Origin of the sequence: Weizmannia sp. CD-2023 (genome assembly GCF_036225245.1) — a bacterium.
Classification (GTDB): Bacteria; Bacillota; Bacilli; order Bacillales; family Bacillaceae_C; genus Weizmannia; species Weizmannia faecalis.
Window position 1 is genome coordinate 1 of sequence record NZ_JARTJQ010000017.1, and the last position, 19,383, is coordinate 19,383.

At 47.1% G+C, this 19,383-nt stretch carries 16 protein-coding genes and 1 riboswitch; of the genes, 6 read left to right on the forward strand and 10 right to left on the reverse strand.

Features of this window, described 5'->3' with window-relative positions; translation table 11 throughout:
• Nucleotides 1-398: 398 nt before the first annotated feature.
• On the reverse strand, nt 399-1,346 hold the full coding sequence (locus P9687_RS01945; RefSeq protein ID WP_035188906.1) for a magnesium transporter CorA family protein: 948 nt from the start codon (nt 1,344-1,346) through the stop codon (nt 399-401).
• Nucleotides 1,347-1,537: 191 nt separating this feature from the next.
• Between P9687_RS01945 and P9687_RS01950 the strand changes: the two genes are divergently transcribed.
• On the forward strand, nt 1,538-2,170 hold the full coding sequence (locus P9687_RS01950; RefSeq protein WP_017550816.1) for a LysE family transporter: 633 nt from the start codon (nt 1,538-1,540) through the stop codon (nt 2,168-2,170).
• A gap of 72 nt (nt 2,171-2,242) precedes the next feature.
• Nucleotides 2,243-3,604 carry an amino acid permease gene (locus tag P9687_RS01955; RefSeq protein WP_017550815.1) on the forward strand — a complete coding sequence of 454 codons (1,362 nt, stop codon included), beginning with the start codon at nt 2,243-2,245 and terminating at the stop codon, nt 3,602-3,604.
• On the opposite strand, the gene P9687_RS01960 is transcribed toward P9687_RS01955, so the two are convergent.
• From P9687_RS01960 to trhO, 8 genes are all read right to left on the reverse strand, one after another.
• Nucleotides 3,605-5,770 (reverse strand): DNA topoisomerase III, encoded by a 2,166-nt coding sequence (locus tag P9687_RS01960; RefSeq protein WP_328228855.1) that lies wholly within the window; start codon nt 5,768-5,770, stop codon nt 3,605-3,607.
• A 237-nt stretch (nt 5,771-6,007) separates the two neighbouring features.
• Complete coding sequence (locus tag P9687_RS01965; RefSeq protein WP_026683477.1) at nt 6,008-6,802, reverse strand: 3D domain-containing protein; 795 nt, start codon at nt 6,800-6,802, stop codon at nt 6,008-6,010.
• 213 nt (nt 6,803-7,015) lie between these two features.
• Nucleotides 7,016-8,545: an FAD-dependent oxidoreductase gene (locus tag P9687_RS01970; protein WP_035188900.1), complete on the reverse strand. Its 1,530-nt coding sequence runs from the start codon at nt 8,543-8,545 to the stop codon at nt 7,016-7,018.
• 67 nt (nt 8,546-8,612) lie between these two features.
• Entirely contained in the window at nt 8,613-9,074 is a 462-nt protein-coding gene (locus P9687_RS01975; protein WP_014098421.1) for a CBS domain-containing protein, read from the reverse strand.
• 77 nt (nt 9,075-9,151) lie between these two features.
• Complete coding sequence (locus P9687_RS01980) at nt 9,152-10,006, reverse strand: MBL fold metallo-hydrolase (RefSeq protein ID WP_014098422.1); 855 nt, start codon at nt 10,004-10,006, stop codon at nt 9,152-9,154.
• Between the two features lie 196 nt (nt 10,007-10,202).
• Complete coding sequence (gene thiT / locus P9687_RS01985) at nt 10,203-10,793, reverse strand: energy-coupled thiamine transporter ThiT (protein ID WP_035188896.1); 591 nt, start codon at nt 10,791-10,793, stop codon at nt 10,203-10,205.
• Nucleotides 10,794-10,841: 48 nt separating this feature from the next.
• Nucleotides 10,842-10,942: riboswitch (TPP riboswitch) on the reverse strand.
• A 57-nt stretch (nt 10,943-10,999) separates the two neighbouring features.
• On the reverse strand, nt 11,000-11,674 hold the full coding sequence (locus P9687_RS01990; protein WP_046720820.1) for an SOS response-associated peptidase: 675 nt from the start codon (nt 11,672-11,674) through the stop codon (nt 11,000-11,002).
• 380 nt (nt 11,675-12,054) lie between these two features.
• Nucleotides 12,055-13,029, reverse strand: coding sequence for an oxygen-dependent tRNA uridine(34) hydroxylase TrhO (trhO, locus tag P9687_RS01995; RefSeq protein ID WP_035188893.1), 975 nt, complete (start codon nt 13,027-13,029; stop codon nt 12,055-12,057).
• A 204-nt stretch (nt 13,030-13,233) separates the two neighbouring features.
• On the opposite strand from trhO, the gene P9687_RS02000 reads away from it, so the two are divergent.
• The 3 genes from P9687_RS02000 (at nt 13,234) to yidC (ending at nt 17,907) form a co-directional block, all read left to right on the forward strand.
• Nucleotides 13,234-15,321: a DNA topoisomerase III gene (locus P9687_RS02000; protein ID WP_168986004.1), complete on the forward strand. Its 2,088-nt coding sequence runs from the start codon at nt 13,234-13,236 to the stop codon at nt 15,319-15,321.
• Between the two features lie 393 nt (nt 15,322-15,714).
• Nucleotides 15,715-16,605 (forward strand): YitT family protein, encoded by an 891-nt coding sequence (locus P9687_RS02005; RefSeq protein WP_017550806.1) that lies wholly within the window; start codon nt 15,715-15,717, stop codon nt 16,603-16,605.
• Nucleotides 16,606-17,130: 525 nt separating this feature from the next.
• The gene (gene yidC / locus P9687_RS02010; protein WP_035188566.1) at nt 17,131-17,907 is read left to right on the forward strand and encodes a membrane protein insertase YidC; all 777 of its coding nucleotides are present in this window, start codon (nt 17,131-17,133) and stop codon (nt 17,905-17,907) included.
• 108 nt (nt 17,908-18,015) lie between these two features.
• On the opposite strand, the gene P9687_RS02015 is transcribed toward yidC, so the two are convergent.
• A complete protein-coding gene (locus P9687_RS02015) occupies nt 18,016-18,570 on the reverse strand; it encodes a Rok-like winged helix domain-containing protein (RefSeq protein ID WP_225620986.1) in 555 nt (184 codons plus the stop codon).
• 304 nt (nt 18,571-18,874) lie between these two features.
• Between P9687_RS02015 and P9687_RS02020 the strand changes: the two genes are divergently transcribed.
• Nucleotides 18,875-19,383, forward strand: a 509-nt coding sequence (locus P9687_RS02020) for an aldehyde dehydrogenase family protein (protein WP_328228856.1), incomplete at its 3' end; no start/stop codon positions are given.

The window sequence follows — 19,383 nt, forward strand, 5'->3', positions numbered from 1 at the left end:
AATAACCTGGACTTGACTCATAGACGCGCTCTATGTGAAGGAAGAGCCTCGTTTTTTCGCGCTTTCTTAACGTAGACGCTCTCTATGTGAAGGAAGAGCCTCGTTTTTGCTTGTTTCCTTAACGTAGACGAGTCCTATGTGAAGAAAGGCCGTCAATTTTCCAGGCTTTCTTCACATAGGGCTTGCAAAAATAACCAAAATTCCTAGATTTGGCAAGGGTGCTGACAGCTTTGGCATAAATTTAATACAAGGGTTTTATAAAGAATACAGGGAAAAGCTTGCACTTGAAAGCTGATTCAATGTATAGAGAAGACAGAATCGTATTTTTAAAGATGGATTCTTCTAGAACTTACTGACAAATTGGGTACAAACTCAGAATCGGATTCGTTCAGCAAGGGCTATTTAAATAATGTTTTTTTCTTATTCCCTTTTAAAATATCGCCTGTCCATCCTTTCCGGTACAGATAGATATAAAGCAGGATGGTATTTACGACAATCAGGCCGAGCGCTGCAATATAGCCGTAGCGCCAGGAGAGTTCCGGCATGTTTTTAAAGTTCATGCCCCATAAGGCGCTCCAGGCGGAAATCGGGGTAAACAGCGTCGTTAAAACGGTCAGAGTTTTCATAATCGAATTTCCCCTGTGGCCTGAAACCACTTCTTCCACTTTGAGCAGCGTATCGATTTCCTGTTGGTAATCCTGCAAAAGCGCAAGGCATCTTTCGATTTTCATGACCCTTTGCCGGACTTGCGGGTATTCCAAAATATCAGTGCCAAATCCTTCCTGCATGCCGTATAATATCTCTTTCACCGGGATCATCAAATTCCGGCAGACGAGCAGTTCGTGGCGGCGTTCGTATATTTTATCAAGCGTGTCAATATTGTTCCTTTTCTGGATCTCCCAGATCAGTTCGTTTAATTTAATTTCAAATTCGTCTATTTTATCTAGGTAATTGTTTACGATCGCGCCGATGATAATAAAAAATGCCTCAATGGCATTGCGGGAATAGGCCATCTGCCCGATGACTTTTTCGATTTCCGTATTTTTCAGCTTGGAAAAATCAAGATCTACCGTCAACAGCGTTTTTTCGGTGATGTAAAAGTGAAACATATCATGTTCCTCACGGTTGATCGTGTGCTGGTCAAAAATAAGCGAGCCTTCGACAAACGGCCGGTCATTTTGGGTCGTATCAATCTTTAAAGTGTTTGTATCATCATTTTTTATATTTTTAATCCATGTTTTGCATTCCTCGTTTTCATCAATAATCCGTGCGATTTCTTTCTCGTCCGCACTTTCCAGCTGATACCATTTCCAGTTGTTTTCCTTGTTTTTATACAGATGTAACAAACGTCTTCCCCCTTTCTCTTCCCTTTTTTATTCCCGCTTGCCTGCTGTATCAAACGTTTCTCTTCCTTTTAGGTTTTCACTGTTGGTGGCGGAAAAGCGAACGGGTAACACGCTTTGTCAAGGCATGGCATACATGAAAAGGCAAGCCCGTGCATAAAATGTACAAGTTTTCCTCGGGAGGAGTGGGGGATGTGGACATCGGCCTTTTTGCCGGCTATGTGTTTCTCGGGCTTTCTTTGGCTGCGCCGATCGGGCCGGTCAATTCCGCGCGCATTGACAAAGGCATTAAAAACGGTTTTTGGCATGCGTGGATGGTCGGGACCGGGTCGATGATCGCGGACGGCATTTTTATGGCGGCAGTGTACTTGGGGCTTGTCCGGTTTTTAAATATTGAAATGGTGCAGGTCTTTCTCTGGCTGTTTGGCGGATTTATCCTCATTTATACCGGCGTGGAAAGTGTAATCAGCTCAAAAACGATCACCGTTGATTTATACCGGAAGAAAGATCCGCTTGCCGCATGCTTTTTAACAGGATTTATCATGTCGATCACAAGTCCTTTATCCATTTTGTTCTGGCTTGGCATATACGGGTCTGTCCTTGCCAAAACCGCCGGCCATTACGGGACGGGCATGTTGCTGGCATACAGCAGCATGATTTTTGTGGGACTTGCCATCTGGGATGTGTTCATCGCCGGTTTGACGGGCGGATTCCGGCGCTATTTCAATCACCGGACACTGCAAATCATTTCCCTCGCTTCCGGCGCGTCTTTAATCGGATTCGGCCTGTATTTCGGCGTGCAGGGGATCAAAACGCTTCTGTCTTAAGAAGCATCAAGGACTTGTACATAAACCGGCCTGCTTTATCAAACAGTATGTAAGGTAAAGGAGGGAACCGGGATGGGCAACCAGAAGCAACCATCTAAAGCGACAAAAAACGGCAACCTGACGTGGTGGCAGCTTTCGCTTGTCGGTGTCGGCTGTACGATCGGAACCGGCTATTTTCTCGGATCGGGTATCGGGATCAAAACGACAGGCCCTTCTATCGTGTTGTCATTCCTGATTGCGGCCGCCGGTACATATATTGTTTTCCGCGCGCTTGCGAAAATGACGGCACGCGACCCACACGAAGGCTCGTTTTGTTATTATGCAAAAAAAGCTTACGGCAACTGGGCAGGATTCAGCTGCGGCTGGAATTACTGGTGTTCGAATGTGCTTATTATGGGGAGCCAGCTGACCGCATTGTCCATTTTAACAAAATTCTGGTTTCATGCAATGCCGCTATGGATACTGGCCGCCATTTACGCAGCCCTTTCCATTGTTGTTGTCCTGCTTGGCACAAAAGGTTTTGATAAGGTGGAAAATATTCTCGCTGTCATCAAAACGGCCGCCATCATCATGTTTATTTTGCTTGCCTTTTGTGCCCTTTTTGGTTGGATTGACGGCGGGCGGGGAACGGGCGGGTGCCTCCCTGATGGTCTCCACGGCTATTTTCCCCATGGCGCGTTAGGCTTTTGGGCTTCGCTCATTTATGCGTTTTATGCGTTTGGCGGCATTGAAGTGATCGGGCTGATGGCGATGCAATTGAAAAACAAAGAAGATGCGCCGAAAGCCGGATCGATCATGCTAGTCGTTCTAACGATGATTTACGTGGTCTCGCTCGGGCTTGCCGTCACAATGGAACACTATACGGCTTTTAATGATAAAGAAAGTCCGTTTGTCAAGGCAATGGCGGACTATCATCTCACCTTTTTCCCCCACGTCTTTAACGGCGCCATTATCATTGCCGGATTTTCGACGATGACGGCCGCGCTGTTCGGGGTTACCAATTTGCTCGTAACCTTGTCGAATGACGGGGATGCGCCAAAATGGTTCGGCAAAAAAATAAAAAAATGGAAAAACCTTCCGCTTCCTTCGCTCGGGCTTGCGGCTTGCGGCCTGGTTCTTTCCATTATTACAGCCCTTTTGCTGCCGGGGAAAATTTATGAATACATTACAACAGCAGCCGGGATTTTGCTGCTGATGAACTGGCTATTTATTATCCTTTCGGCTTTTCGCGTCTTAAAACTAAACGGCGGCGGAAAAATCACGGCCATAGCCGGTATCCTTTTCCTGCTGCTTGCGATCAGCGGGACACTGGCGGAAAAAGAAATCCGCCCCGGGTTTTATGCCAGTTTCATCGTCATGGTGATCATCATTGCCATTGCCGTTTTCGTGAGCCGGAAGAAAAAACAAGCTTCGCACAAACCGGCCCCTGAATAATCAACGGCCGGTTTGTTGCTTTGCAAAAATAAACCGGAGTTTCCCGTCCTCCCATTTCAATTTTGCATCAAAGGTTTTGCCATTTTTTCGGAATCCCTTGATCATGTTTGTTTCTTCACCGGCCAGCAGTTTCCTTACATTGGCCAGGTTGATTTTCTTGCCAAGGATCGATTTTGACAGCGTAAAGGTGCAGCCTGATTTCCGATAGGCACTGCAACCGTAAAAATCGCCCTTGTCCACAATGTCGCCGCCGCATGCCGGGCATTTGCCGGCTCTTTTCCCGATTGTATATTTTGATTCCGGCCTTTTAATGTCATCCGTTTTTAAGCCGGAAAAATCCCATTCGGCCGCTGCCTGAACAGCATCTTGCACAATTTTTCTGGACAGCTTTTTCGTCTGTTCCATAAAAGCGGCTGCTTCTGCCGCCCCCTTCCCGATTTCGCGGAGCCGTTTTTCCCATTTTGCAGTCATTTCCGGAGAAGCCAGAATTTTGCCGCCAATGGCACGGATGAGCACTTTCGCTTTATCAGTGGCATAGACCTGATTCTTTTTCACCTCAATATACTTCCGGTCTTTTAAAATGGTGATGACGCCGGCCCTTGTTGCTTCCGTACCGAGCCCTTCCACTTCCGCCATGACTTTTTCTAGTTCCCTATCCTCAATATATTTTCCGGCCGTTTTCATCAGCGTGATGAGCTGGCCTTCCGTGTACCGTTTCGGCGGCTGCGTTTTGCCTTCTTTGACGTTTGTATCGATGACAACCCCTTTTTCCCCCTGCTTTACATCCGGCAAAATGCCATCTTTTTCCTTTTCTTTCGAAAAAATGACTTTGCGCCAGCCTTCCGCTTCCATTTGCGTGCCCTTGGAAAGAAATGTTGCACGGCTGTCCACGACCGTTTTCACCGTCGTATAATGAAAAACGGCATTGCCGTAATGGACAGCAATGAGGCGGCGGACGATCATATCATAAATTTTTTTCTCACCGTCCGGAAGACTGCCTGGTGCCACAACCTGTTCGGTCGGAATTATCGCGTAGTGGTCGGAAACCTTTTTCTCATTTACATAACGCTTATTTTGAAGGATGGAACGCTTTGGAAGCGGGAAATACGGAGCATATTCCGGGCAGGCGGATAGTTTTTCCAAAATACCGGGAAAAGTTTCGGCTTCCCCTTTTGTCACATATTGGGAATCGGAACGGGGATAGGAAACGATCCCTTTTTGGTAGAGGGATTGGACAAGATCAAGCGTTTTTTTCGGCGGAAATTGAAAAGCCCTGTTCGCGGCTGCCTGCAAAGATGACAAGTTAAACAACAGCGGAGGCTGGAATTCCTTTTTTTCTTTTTTCAATTCTGCAACTTCCGCCGGTTTTTGGCGGCAAAATGCGGCAATCCGTGCTGCCATGGCCGGGTCATTCAAACGCGATTCGCCATCTTTCACCCATTTGCCTTCGTATTGTTTGTCATCAAATTGAAACATTGCGGTGACTTCCCAAAACGGTTCGGGCTTGAAATGTTCAATTTCCAGCTCCCTTTTTACGATTAAAGCGAGCGTAGGTGTCTGGACGCGACCGACCGAAAAGACATCGCGCATGCCTTTTTGCCTTAAAAGCAGGCTGTAGACACGGGAGGCGTTCATGCCAACCAGCCAGTCTGCACAGGCGCGGGCGTATGCTTCATCATACAAAGGGCGGGTGTCTTCATCATGTAATAAATGGCGGAACCCTTCCCGGATCGACTGCGGGGTTAAAGACGAGATCCACAGACGCCGCAGCGGTTTTTTGGCGCCGCACAAATGAAGGATGTTGCGGATGATCAGTTCCCCTTCACGGCCGGCATCGCCTGCATGAATAATATTTGTCACACGCGCGTCTTTCACCAGTTTTTTGACGATTTGAAATTGCTTGTATTTTGACTTTGCTACTTCATATTTGAATGTTTCCGGGAGGATCGGCAGCGTTTCCAGTTTCCACTGCTTCCAGGCGGGATTGTAATGTTCCGGCGGGGCGAGCTGGGTTAAATGGCCGATCGCCCATGTGCAGAAAGCGCCTTCCGGGAAGATCTCATTCGGGCGGATTTCAATATACCCCTCCCGTTTCACATGCGGAAAAACCGAGCAAAGGGTGCGCCCCTGGTCAGGTTTTTCAGCGATGATCAAAGGAAAAGACAAACAGATCACTCCTTTCTTTTTCTAGCTCTACTTTACAATGTTTTTCACACGCTGCCAAGAAAAAATAAACGCCCGGCCGGGTAAATCCTTTTCCACTGGATTTACCCGGCCGGGCGGTGTTTCAAAATGCGGTATTTCCCCCATCGTTCATTGTCACTTCCTGAATGGTTGTTTTCTGTTTTGCTGTGCCTGTTGAATGTTTCGGGTGCAAGTAACGGATCCCCATCCGTACGCCTGTTAATCCAGTACGGTGATTTGGATCGTACGGCGCCCCCAGTTGGCGGCTTTTCCTGAATCCGGGACGAGGACATCGATACGGTTTCCTTTGATGGCTCCGCCCGTATCGCCTGCAACAGCGGTCCCGTAACCTTCGACATATACTTTTGAACCGAGCGGAATTACATTCGGATCGACGGCAATCACTTTTGCATTCGGATTATTTTTAACATTGATGCCTGTCGCTGTAACGCCGGAGCAGCCCGGATCATTGGCTGTATAAGCGGTCGCGGTGACGGTCATCGTTTTTCCCTGCGGTTTTGGAGCCGCCTCTTTGGAAGATTCCACGTGCACGGTCGGCTTTTTCACGTCCACTTTTGCATTTTCCGTGTTTGTTTGCGGCTGGACGGAAACTTCCGCTGCACGTTCTTTTACTGTCACTTTGCTGTTCGGATTGGAACGAATCACGATTTGATCATGCGGGAAAATGACATCCGATGACAGATCGTTCCATTCTTTTATTTGTTCAACCGGCACGCCGTATTTTTTCGAGATATCCGACAGCGTGTCACCGGCTTTAATGACATAAACGTTTTTCGGGGAAATGGTTAACTTTTGTGAAGGATAAATCATTTCGGTGGAAAGTTGGTTATTTTGTTTTAATGTTTTAACGGATGTATTGTATTTTTGAGAGATCCCCCAAAGTGTATCCCCCGGTTTTACGGTATAAGTATCCGGCGCTGCGGCTTGTGCATTGACAGCCATTACGCTTGTGATGGTCACCGCAGCTGCAAGTGCTGATACTGCTTTTTTCATAAATTGTAACCTCCTCTTTTTGCCGGCTTTTGTGCCAACACCGTAAATCCTAACACACGGATTTAACAGGCGGATAACGGCAAAATGTTGATTTGGTTACACAAAAACGCTTCTTTGTAATCCCGTGAAAAATTTGTAACATAGGCATAAAGTCACGAATTCGCGCATAGAAGCAGAAAAACACCGTCGAATTGCGGCGGTGTTTGCAGCACTTTAGTCCTGTTGATCGATTTTTTTCAGCGGTTCTTTCGCCGGCCCTTCTACCACTTCGCCTGTACAAGCAAACCGCGAACCGTGGCACGGGCAGTCCCATGTGCGGTCTCCCGAGTTCCATTTCACTTCACAGCCCATATGGGTACATGTCGTATCGACCAGATAGAGGTTCCCGTCCTGGTCTTTGTAGGCGCCTACCCGCTTTCCGTTAATACGGACAACGGCCCCTTCGTCATTTTTTAACGCATCTAAAGATTGATCCCGCATGTCAAGTTTTCCTTTGACGAGCTGCCCGGCAACGTCGGTATTCGCAGAGATGAATTTTTTGACCATCGGATCCGCTTCAAAACGCTGCGGGGAAAAGATATCGGCATAAGGGTTCTCTTTTTGCATAATCCGGTCCCGCATCAGCATGGCGGCGAGATGGGTGCCGGTCATCCCCCACTTGCGGAATCCGGTTGCGACCATGACCCTTTCTTCATTTTTGGTAATGGGGCCGATATAAGGGATTTTATCCAATGTGGTCATATCCTGGGCTGACCATCGGCAGCAGAATGCCCCGATTCCGAATGTTTCTTCTGCAAACTTCTGCAATGCTTCATAGTGGCGGATCTCCGGTTCCCCGTGGCCGGTTTTATGGTTCTCTCCGCCGACCAAAAGCAGTTTTTCCCCGGCTCCTTCCGCTTCCCGGAATGAACGCGACGGCTGCTCCGCATTAATGTACATGCCGCCCGGAAAAGGTTTTACAGGTTTCACGGCAAGCAAGTACGAACGTTCCGGATACATTCTTGAGAAATACAAGCCTTTCGCATTGTAAAAAGGATAGTGTGTACAGATGCAAATGTATTTGCACGTCATGGTATGCCCTTTTTCCGTTTTGATTTTTAATGGGCTGCCAAAATCGATATCTTTCGCAGTGGTTTGTTCAAAAATCGGGACATTTTTGTCCATTAAATATTCAATCAGTGCTTTTAAGTACGAAAGCGGATGGAACTGTGCCTGCCAGGCCATTTTCACCGCTTTTTTCCCGGGAATCCCGTCCGGCAGCGAACCGATCCATTCTCCCGGGATGCCGAGGGTTTCATACGCCTGCATTTCTTTTTCCAGTTTTTCAATATATGCATCGGAATTGGTATAGAGAAAGGCATCCTGCCGCGAAAAATCACAGCGGATCCCGTGCTTCAGGATCGTTTGTTCAATGAACGATGCAGCTGTTTCGTTTGCTTTGTAATAAAGGGATGCTTTTTCTTTTCCTATATGCTGGATCAATTCATCATAAATGAGCCCGTGCTGTGCGGTGATTTTTGCCGTCGTATGCCCGCTTGTGCCATTTGCAATGGATCCGGCATCAAACAGGATCGTTTTATACCCTTCGTTTGCCAGCAAATAGGTAGTTACAATCCCGGCCATTCCGGCACCCACAACGGCCACATCGGCTTCCATATCCTGCGTTAACGATGGAAATTGCGGCATCGTGACCGTTTTGCGCCACAACGGTTCAGGAGATTGCGGCATTGAAGTTCCGTTCATGATTTGACCTCCCCGAAAGACTGTTATGTATAGTCTTCCCCGGGGAGGCCGGTCTAAACATTGCGATTTAGCTGTTGAGCAATTTATCCGTAATCTGGCGCATGATATCGCCTCTTGAGATGACGCCGACAACACGCCCTGCCTGATTGACGACCGGAAGCTTTTTAAAATGGTGTTTTGCCAGAATCCTGAGCGCATTTTCAAAATCGTCTTCAGGCCTTACCGTATACAGTTCCCGCCGTTTCATAATCTTTTCCACCGGGAAGTCCAGGCTGTGCACCAATTTTTCATTAAAGTCTTCCTGCTCATTTACCACGATCGTAATATAAAAATCGTAAACGGTCCGTGCCTTTGGCTGCAAAAAGCGGATGACATCCCCGTCGCTGATCATACCGAGCAGCTTTCCTTCCGCGTCCACGACCGGTACGCCGCCGATCCGGTGGTGGGCAAGCACCTTTAACAGTTCCCGGATCGTTGTCTCTTTTTTTACCGTAATAACATCCCGGATCATAAAATCTTTGACTTCCAATTTTCTCGCCCCTTTATATCCATCCATTTACAAATTATTGTAAACCTTTGCGGGGAAGGAAGCAATGAACAAACCGCCTATTGTGTGCCATCTACGTATTTCCCGTGATCCGGGAGCGCGATTTCATCAAATCCGGATACAAGGGCCTCAAGCCCTTTCCGCAAGCCGGAGCCAGACATCGGGATCCCGTGGCCGCAAACAGCAGTTTCCGGCTTTAAGGCAGCTAATTTTTCAACTGAGCGTTTGGCCGCTTTCCAGTCATTTGTAAAATAGCGCGGCGGCCCGTTTACTTCCTGCCTTTGCACCAGCACTTTCCAAAATTCATCCTGCCTGACGGTGATAAATGCGTCCCCCGTGATCAACACGCTGTCTGCTTCCCTGAAGAACGACACATGCCCTCTCGAATGGCCGGGCGTATGGATCCATTTCCAGCCCGGCAAAAATGGGACCGTCCCGTCTTCGGGAAGGGGCTGGACAGCATGGCCAAGATCAACCGGTTCATTCGGATAAATCATGGAAATCTTCGCCAGCAGGCCGCCTTCAACGGACGGATCGGGATCCGGATACGTTTCACGCCCGGTTAAATAGGGCAACTCCAATCGATGTGCAAAAACCGGCACGTCCCACTTTTCCAATAATGGCGCAATCGCTCCGACATGGTCAAAATGGCCGTGCGTCAGTAAAACCGCTTTTGGTTTTGCCTTTTCCCCGAAGCGTGCCCGCACGGCTGAAAATATCGCTTCGGCAGAACCCGGCATGCCGGCATCCACGAGAACAAATGCATCGGTTCCGGCCCTGCCGATCAGGCACACATTGACAATTTGGATGGTAAGGCAATAGAGATCCGGCAGCAATTCTCTGCCTGTTCCGCTTTCAATCGAAGTCATCGGGATGACCCGGTGGCCAAACGGGTGATGAATGTCTTTGTCCATAAAATCCCCTTTCTTTCATTTTCCTTCTATTTATCTTTTCCCGTTTCTCGAAAGCATTACCCGTAGCCTCCTATCATCAACCGAAAAAGCAGTAAAAACCGGACTGCCGGCTTTACAAGGCGCCTGTTACCATGAAGCCTCTTTCCTTCAGCGAAAACGGCAAGGCGCAGTTGGCCTTGCCGTTTTCAAGTTGCTTTTATGCCGCATGCCTGTGCGGATTGCGGTATTTTGTCAGCAGCTGCGGGGCGGCATTCAAGAGAATCGCCGCAACAGCTGCGCATAAAATCGCATTCCCAATCATCGTGCCGCCATTCATGATGAGAGAATAGAGAAACGCCGACTGTCCTTTAGGCGCATAGGAACCCCAAAAAATCACGCCGGCTACGAAATGCCAGAAATAGCGGGCAAAACTTCCGGTAAGAACGGAAAGGCATATCCAAAAAGTCATCGTGCCCTTTTTATAGTGACGACAGCTTCTTTCGACAAGCGGCCGGAAAAGCCCGGCAAACCCGATGAACGAAAAAGCGACCGGATATTCCATGATGCCCTGAAGCGGGTTAAGAATATCATTAGCATCACCGGTGACGATCTGCAGCAGGCTCCAAATAAATCCGGAAGCAACACTTGCTTTAAATCCCCAGCGAAAAGCGACCACAAAAATCGGCAGCATGGCAAACGACAGAGAAATCGCGGACGTCACCTTAATGGACGGCAATAAGTCCAACACGAGCGCGAACGCCGCAAAAATAGCCGCTTCAATCATAGCCTGTAAACTTAATTTGCCCATAAAAAAATCCCCCTTTTGGTATGCATGAACATAACGAACCATGGGAGGACAAAAGAAATTCCACATCCCTACGCCGGCATTAACCGGACAGGTTCAAAGGGTCAGAACATGGCGTTCACTCTCAGCTTAACGCTCCCCCTGTGGTTACGTTCATGAAATTGTCACCTTTATGATAAACTTTTTGCCACAACATTTCAACAAAAAATTTAATCTTTTGGCAATAACAGCTCCGGAAAATTGTTTTTCGGCGAATTGACGCGTTCAGATACGGCATACATTTCCATTAGGTCTGCATCATACTGCGAAAGGAGTGGCAACAGCCGGCCCGCCTCAGTGACCGATGTGTCCAGCCATTTTTCTTCATCTTCCCTGCGTAAAATCACCGGCATCCGGTCGTGAATTTTTGCCATCATCCTGTTCGCCTTTGTCGTTAAAATCGTGCAAGTAAAGACCGGATTCCCTTCCTGGTCCATCCATTTTTCCCAAAGCCCGGCCATCGCAAAAATGCCCCTGTTCTTAAGCCTGATCCGCATCGGCGCCCGGGTGCCGTCTTTTCGGTTCCACTCAAAAAAAGAATCGGCCGGAATGAGGCAGCGCCGCCTTTTCACTGCCTCCCGGAAACCCGGTTTCTGAAATACGGTTTCGCTTCTGGCATTGATCATCTTATGCCCGATTTTCGGATCTTTTGCCCAGGAAGGAATCAAGCCCCATTTTAAAAAACCGAGTCTGTACTGCCCATGGGCGCTGATCACGGCAGCCACCATTTGCGAAGGCGCGACATTATAACTTTTGGCATATTCACTGCTTGAAAAAGAAGCTTTGGCATGGAACCTTTCTTCCAATTCATTTACAGATGCCGTTAACGTGTACCTCCCGCACATCCAAATCCCGCCTTTCTTTCTATCCTGAAAATATTGCCCGCTGATTTTCATCCTCTGCCATACCGCGTATGAAGCGGCAAAGATGCCCATTTTTCCCCATTTTACACAAAAAACAGGCAGATAAAAAGGATTTGGCCCAGTTGCACCAAATCCTTTCTCTGTTCCGGAACGCACCGCTTGTTAACCCTGCCCCCGAGCTGGGATGTTTGCAGCAGTTCCCGGTTTTTCTTCTCTTTTTCACATTCCGCTCTTTAGGCCTTGTTTCTTTCAAGAAAATGCCGTTTCCGAAGCAAGGAATCGTTCCGGCAGGGAGCGAGCACGGTTTCCATGCCCTTTTTCACCATCCGCTTTTCGGATCGTAAGGTTAAAAGCCGCACCGGTTACCGGTTTAACGCCGCGTCTTCTTCTTCGATCCGGCGCAGCCGTTCAGCCACTTCTTCCGGTGTAAGGCCGTGTTCTTTTACATATAAGTTATTTGGTACGGTACGGCATTCATGCGAGCAGCTCCGCATATATTTATGTTCATTTTCTTCCGAGCATAAAATTTGCTTGTTGCAGGCCGGGTTGGCGCAGTTGACATAACGTTCGCACGGTTCCCCCGTAAAATAATCCCGGCCGACAACGACATGTTCTTTTCGATTGACCGGAACGGAAATCCGTTCGTCGAATACATACAGTTTGCCGTCCCACAGCTCGCCCTGCACTTCCGGATCCTTTCCGTATGTTACAATCCCGCCGTGCAGTTGGCCGACATCTTCAAACCCTTCTTCCAAAAGCCAGCCCGAAAATTTTTCACAGCGGATGCCGCCTGTGCAATACGTCACAATTCTTTTGCCTTTTAATTGATCTTTATGTTCGCGCACCCATCCCGGCAGTTCGCGGAAAGCGCGGATATCCGGGCGCAATGCTCCGCGGAAATGGCCGAGATCATACTCATAATCATTGCGCGCATCCAGTACAACGGTATCTTCAGCCAGCAGCGCCTCGCGAAATTCTTTCGGGGATAAATATTTTCCCGTTTTTTCATTCGGATTGATATCTTTTTCAAGCCGCAGCGTAACCAGTTCCTTACGCGGGCGGACGTGCATTTTTTTAAACGCATGGCCATCTGCTTCATCTTCTTTAAAGACCATGTCCCGGAACCGGGGATCGGCGTGCATCTTTTCTTTATATTTGGTTGTTTGTTCAACCGTTCCGGAAACGGTGCCGTTGATCCCTTCTTTGGCAACGAGGATACGCCCCTTTAAACCGGTCTCTTTGCAAAACTGCAAATGTTCGGCTGCAAAGGCTTCCGGATTTTCAATTTCAACATACTTGTAATACAATAAGACTCTGTACGGCTTTGTTTGTTCCATTATTGATAACCACCTATCCAATTATATTTGCAAGATATAATGCAGGCTTTCAGGTTACACTGTCTCTTACAAACCACCATTTTACCAAAAGCCCGTTTGCATTTCAAAATTTTCACTGTGAAAACAGAAGAAACGAAATGATTTATCAATCCTGTTTGATGCGTTATACTTGTTCAGACAGGAATAAAAGAAAGGTGTTATGCAATGAAATCGCTTGTACTCGCCGAAAAGCCGAGCGTCGGGCGCGAACTTGCGCGCGTCCTCGGCTGCACGGAAAATAAAAAACGTTATATTGAAGGGCCGCGCTATATCGTGACATGGGCGCTCGGCCATTTGATCGAACTGAAAATGCCGGAAGATTATCATCCGAAATATAAAGAATGGCGTATGGAAGACCTGCCGATTCTTCCGGATAAAATGGAAATTAAAACAATCCGGCAGACCTATCCGCAATATAAAGCGATCGAACAGCTTGGCAAAAGAAGCGACATCAAAGACTGCATTATCGCAACCGATGCCGGGCGCGAAGGCGAACTTGTCGCACGCTGGATTCTGGAAAAAATGCACTGGAGAAAACCGGTGAAACGGTTATGGATTTCTTCCCAGACCGATAAAGCGATTAAAGACGGATTCAAGCAGTTAAAACCGGCAAAGCAGTATGACAATCTGTACCACTCCGCCGTTTGCCGCAGCGAAGCAGACTGGCTGATCGGATTGAACGTATCCCGTGCTTTAACCGTGAAATACAACGATCCGCTCTCCGCCGGGCGCGTGCAGACACCGACATTGGCGATGGTGCTCGAGCGCGAACGGGAAATCCAGTCTTTTGTGCCGAAAAAATACTGGACCATTGAAGCGCTCGCCGGAAAACTCGAAGTATCGTATGACCATCATGGCGAAAAACGGATATTTGACGAGCAAAAAGCAAATGCCATACATGCGGCTTTATCCGGGCAGACTGCCGTCGTGACAGAAGTGATCCGCAAACAGAAGCAAGAGCAGCAGCCGCTCCCTTACGATTTGACGGAACTGCAACGCGACGCCAACCACCGTTTTGGTTTTACAGCAAAGAAAACATTGAACGTGCTGCAAAACTTATATGAACAGCATAAACTCGTTACCTACCCGCGCACCGATTCGAAATATTTGACGAAAGATATGGAAAATACGATGTACGACCGGCTGCTTGCGGTGAAAGATGCGTACAAAGAAGAAGTTCAGCCGATCCTTTCCCGGAAAGGTAAAATACTGGCCAAACGTGTCATCAATGATGCGAAGGTGATGGACCACCATGCGATTATTCCAACAGATGAACGCCCGGCCTTATCAGATTTGTCTGCCGATGAACGGAAAATCTATGATCTGATTGTAAAACGGTTCCTTGCGCTATTCTATCCGGTTTATGAATATGAAACCGTCCAATTTAAACTTCAAGCAGGCGGAAAAACCATGACCGGGCGGACAATGGCCGTGAAAAATGCCGGTTTTACCGCTGTTTTGCACCATGAACAGGAGCGGGAAAATACGGCGCTGCTTTCGATCAAAGAAGGAAAAAAATTTAAGCTGGAACAAATCCGGCTCAGCCAGCATTTAACCGAAGCACCGAAACGGTATTCCGAAGCGGATATTCTTTCGAGAATGGAAAAATACGGACTCGGGACGCCGGCAACACGCGCCGATATCATTGAACGGCTCGTCTCCTCCGAAACGATCAGCCGTGAGTCCGGCCGCCTTGTGCCGACCCCGAAAGGCAAGCAGCTGATCGACCTTGTCAATGACGAGCTAAAATCGCCGGAACTCACCGCCAAATGGGAAGAACAGCTTGAAGCAATTGCCCGCGGAAAAGGCAACCCGAAGCAGTTTTTGGAAACCATCCGCCGGGAAACCGTACGCCTCGTCCGTGAAATCCGGACGAGTGACAAAAAATACCGCGCCCACAATTTAACGGGAACAAAATGCCCGGAATGCGGTTCCCTTATGAAAGAAGTAAACGGCAAAGACGGGAAAAAGCTTGTCTGTTCAAACCGGGAATGCCGGTTTACAAAGCGGAAAAGCCCGAAACTATCAAATAGGCGCTGCCCGACCTGCCATAAAAAGATGGAGATCCATCACGGCAAATCCGGCGTCTATTTCCAGTGCCGCCACTGCAATATTGTCCAAAAAGCAGACGAAAAGAAAAAAACTTTGTCAAAACATGAAGAAAAGAAATTGCTGCAAAAATACACAAAGAAAGAGGAAAGTTTCGGCAACAGCCTGGCAGATGCTTTAAAAGCCGCCTTGGAAAAAGAATAGATTGGATATTTGAAAAGCCCGGCCGAGCCGGGCTTTTTTTATAAACATTTCCGCGGTCAATACGGGCAATTTGGGCCCCTAAAAGCGCGCCCTTCCCCATGATTCAAAACGGCCGGGAAAAATTTAAACAACATGGAAATGCATATTCATTCACTTTTTAACTTTCTTATAATATAATTATATTATAGATATTTATACCGATTTTCTCCTCTGTGTTAAAAGCCCGCTTTTTCTCATCTGTTTGATCGGGAGCGTCCTTCATTGTAAATATTTTTTCGTTCTCCGGTTCAGGGAAAAATCCTTGGCTTTGGAAAACGCCGCTCTTAAAGGAACGGCTTATGTATGCGTAAAATGTACATTTTTTCACAAAAACATTTGGAAAGGGGATAAAATATGGAAGAAACGGCAAAAACATATGCCCAATTCAGGCAGAAGAAAAATAAGTGGGCGGTACTTGGCCAGCGTTTTATCTTTGTCAGCCTCGGCGCGATGATTATGGGGGTTGCCCTCGAGCTGTTCCTTGTCCCGAACCAGATTCTGGACGGCGGCATCACCGGCATCTCGATTATCCTTTCCCACCTTGCCGGCTGGAAACTGGGGCCAGTTATTTTCATCTTAAATCTCCCATTCTTTTATATCGGGTACAAGCAAATCGGGAAAACTTTTGCCTTGACCACCCTTTACGGCATCTCCATCATGTCGGTGACAACCATCCTGCTGACCCCTGTAAAAGTGTTTACGGATGATTTGCTGCTGTGTACGGTTTTTGGCGGTATTATCCTTGGCATCGGCGTCGGCCTTGTCATCCGCTGGGGTGGCTGCCTTGACGGAACAGAAGCGCTTGCCATTCTATTAAACAAAAAGCTTCCTTTCTCTGTCGGTGAAATCATACTCGGCCTCAATCTCTTCATTTTTACCTGTGCCGGCTTTGTGTTCAGCTGGAAATATGCTATGTATTCGGTCATTACCTATTTTATCGCCACAAAAGCAATCGACGTGGTTGTACAGGGGCTGGATGAATCCAAATCGGTATGGATCATCAGCGACGAGATGTATGACATCGGTGATGCGATCATGGCCCGCCTCGGCCGCGGGGTAACCTATCTAAACGGGGAAGGCGCTTATACCGGAGACAATAAAAAAGTCATTTTCTGCGTCATCACCCGCCTTGAGGAAGCAAAATTGAAATCGATTGTAGAAGAATTTGACGAAAGCGCCTTTATCGCGGTTGGAAACATATCAGAAGTGCGCGGCGGCAGATTTAAGAAGAAAGACATTCACTAACAGCGTAACTGAGGACTGTCCATCCGGGCAGCCCCGTTTTATATGCGCGTAAAAATTTTTCCATTTTCATGCTGCCCGGGCATACTCCCCCTCCCTTAAATTAGGATTCTTTCGCAGTGTATGGTAAAATGATGATTACGATTGTAAAACAGACAAAATTAAAGTATACTTTGTACTGATCTCTTTAAAGTGAGTGAATAGCTTTGATTCAAAACATCATCGATTTTGTAAATGACCCGGCCGTCTGCACGCTGTCATTTTACGTACTGGCAGCAGGTTTTCTTTATTTGAGTCGGTTTGTGATCAGGCCGGCAGCGTTTGTTGAAGCAAGGCCTGCCGCCGTCATGCAGGATTTTACTGTACACACCCGCCCGGCTGCGGAATGCCGGTGCAATTTCTTTACGATTTGGATTTTAAGTTGCGTCAGAATACGGACATATCCTTCTGAAGATCCTGATTCGGAACCGGATTTAAGACCGGTCAGAAAGGACAGGATTTGTGCAATATACTAAAGGAGGATATTTCATGAAAAGATTTTTCAGTTTTACATTGGTTTTAAGCAGTTTGCTGTTCGTTTTAAGCGCATGTTCAAATTCAACAAACAGCACGCACAGCGGAGGATTTTTCCATCATTATTTTGTTGCCCCGTTTTCAGTTGTCATTAAAGCAACGGCCCAGCTGCTTCATGGTGATTACGGGATTGCCATTATTGTTTTGACGTTAATCATCCGGCTGATTCTCATGCCTTTTATGCTGCATACATTCAAAAAACAGCAAATCATGCAGGATAAAATGAAAGTTTTGAAGCCGGAAATGGATAAGCTGCAGACAAAAATCAAAGCGGCCAAAACGAAAGAAGAACAGGCAAAGCTGCAGCAGGAAATGATGGGGTTGTATCAAAAACACGGCGTTAACCCGCTGAATATGGGCTGCCTGCCGATTATCATCCAAATGCCGATTTTAATGGGGTTTTATTATGCGATCCGCGGCTCGAAAGAAATCGCCACCCACTCCTTTTTATGGTTTAATCTCGGACAAACAGATATTCCGATGGCCATTCTCGCTGGTGTCATTTATTTTATCCAAGCCCAAATTTCACTGATCGGTATTCCTGAGGAACAGAAGAAACAAATGAAATATATGATGCTCATGTCGCCGATCATGATCCTTTTTGTTTCTTTTTCAGCTCCGGCGGTTCTGCCGCTGTACTGGACAGTGAGCGGGCTCTTTATGATCGGACAAACACTGATTCAGAAAAAATTTTATCAGTCCCATCCGCCGAAGGAAGAATCCAATTCATAATTGTATCTGATCATCAAAATATAAAAAAGCGGCGGGTCACAGTTGATGTGTTCCCGCCGCTTTTATGTTGTTTACAGCCCCGGGTTTCCGGGGATTTTTTATACCGGTTTACTTCTGTTCAGTAACTGCCTCGTTTTCCTCCGGCAAGTTCTCATTTTGCTCCATTTCCTGATGCGGTTCTTCCGTATTTGCTGTATCATTCACAAATTCGTACAACCCACGGTCCGGTTTGCGGATACGCGGATCGAGTTTTTCGACGGATTTCATGAAAGAGGTCATATTAGCGATTTTATAGCCGGTTTTTTCTTCGATCATCCGCTGCAGTTCAGCCCCTCTGATCGGTTCCGAAACGTTTTTTAGTATTTGGATAGCCTCTTCTCTCATCTTGCCCGACCTGCCCTTTTTTGACGACCGCGATTTCCGCACCTTTCTTTCATTCGTAAGGGCTTCGCCGCCTGAGGTTTCCGGCGAGACGGACGCAAGCGCATTAAAAGATACATATTCCGGTTTGCCGGATGCTTTTACCTGCTGGCCTTCATTTTCATCCAGCTCCCTTAATCTTTTAAAAATATTTTCCCGTTCTTTTTGGAATTCCTGTATAACCCGAATCTCAGCGTCTTCCAGCTGCTCCAGGCGGATTTTTAGTGCCATTCTCTCATTCATTGTCAATTTTATCCCTCGTTTCTTAAAATATATGTATATATAGATTATAATATGAAACTAGTAAAATAAAAAGATAAAATAATTATTTTTTATTAGAAAATTAGTAGCGAATAATTATTCATAAAGGGGTATGTCGAATTTTTGCGATTTTCCGCAGATTATGTTCAAATTATTCGAATGATTTCTATTGCGTCTATTTTTGATATTTAGTAGAATATGGATGTAAGCGCTAACAGGCTGGTGCACAAAGCAAGTATATAAGGAGGCTTGTCTCCTTGAAATTAACATAAATGGAGGGGTTGGAATGGAACAATTAACCGTGCAGTTGGATGAAAGGGTTCAGCATTTCCTTCAGGGCAAAAAGAAAATGTTCATCAACGGGCAATTTGTTGAAAGTGCATCCGGAAAAACATTTGATACGCCGAATCCGGCTACCGGCGAAACGCTGGCTACGATCTATGAAGGGGATAAACAAGATATCGACCGTGCCGTACAAGCAGCCAGAAAAGCATTTGACGAAGGCCCGTGGCCGCGGATGAACCCTGCCGATAGAAGCCGGTTAATGTATAAATTGGCGGATCTGATGGAAGAGCACCGGGAAGCGCTGGCGCAGCTCGAAACGCTCGACAACGGGAAACCGATCCGTGAAACGGCAAATGCCGATATTCCGCTTGCCATCGAACATATGCGGTATTATGCCGGCTGGACAACGAAAATCACCGGCCAGACCATTCCCGTAAACGGCCCTTACTTTAACTATACCTGCCATGAACCGGTCGGGGTTGTCGGGCAAATTATCCCTTGGAACTTCCC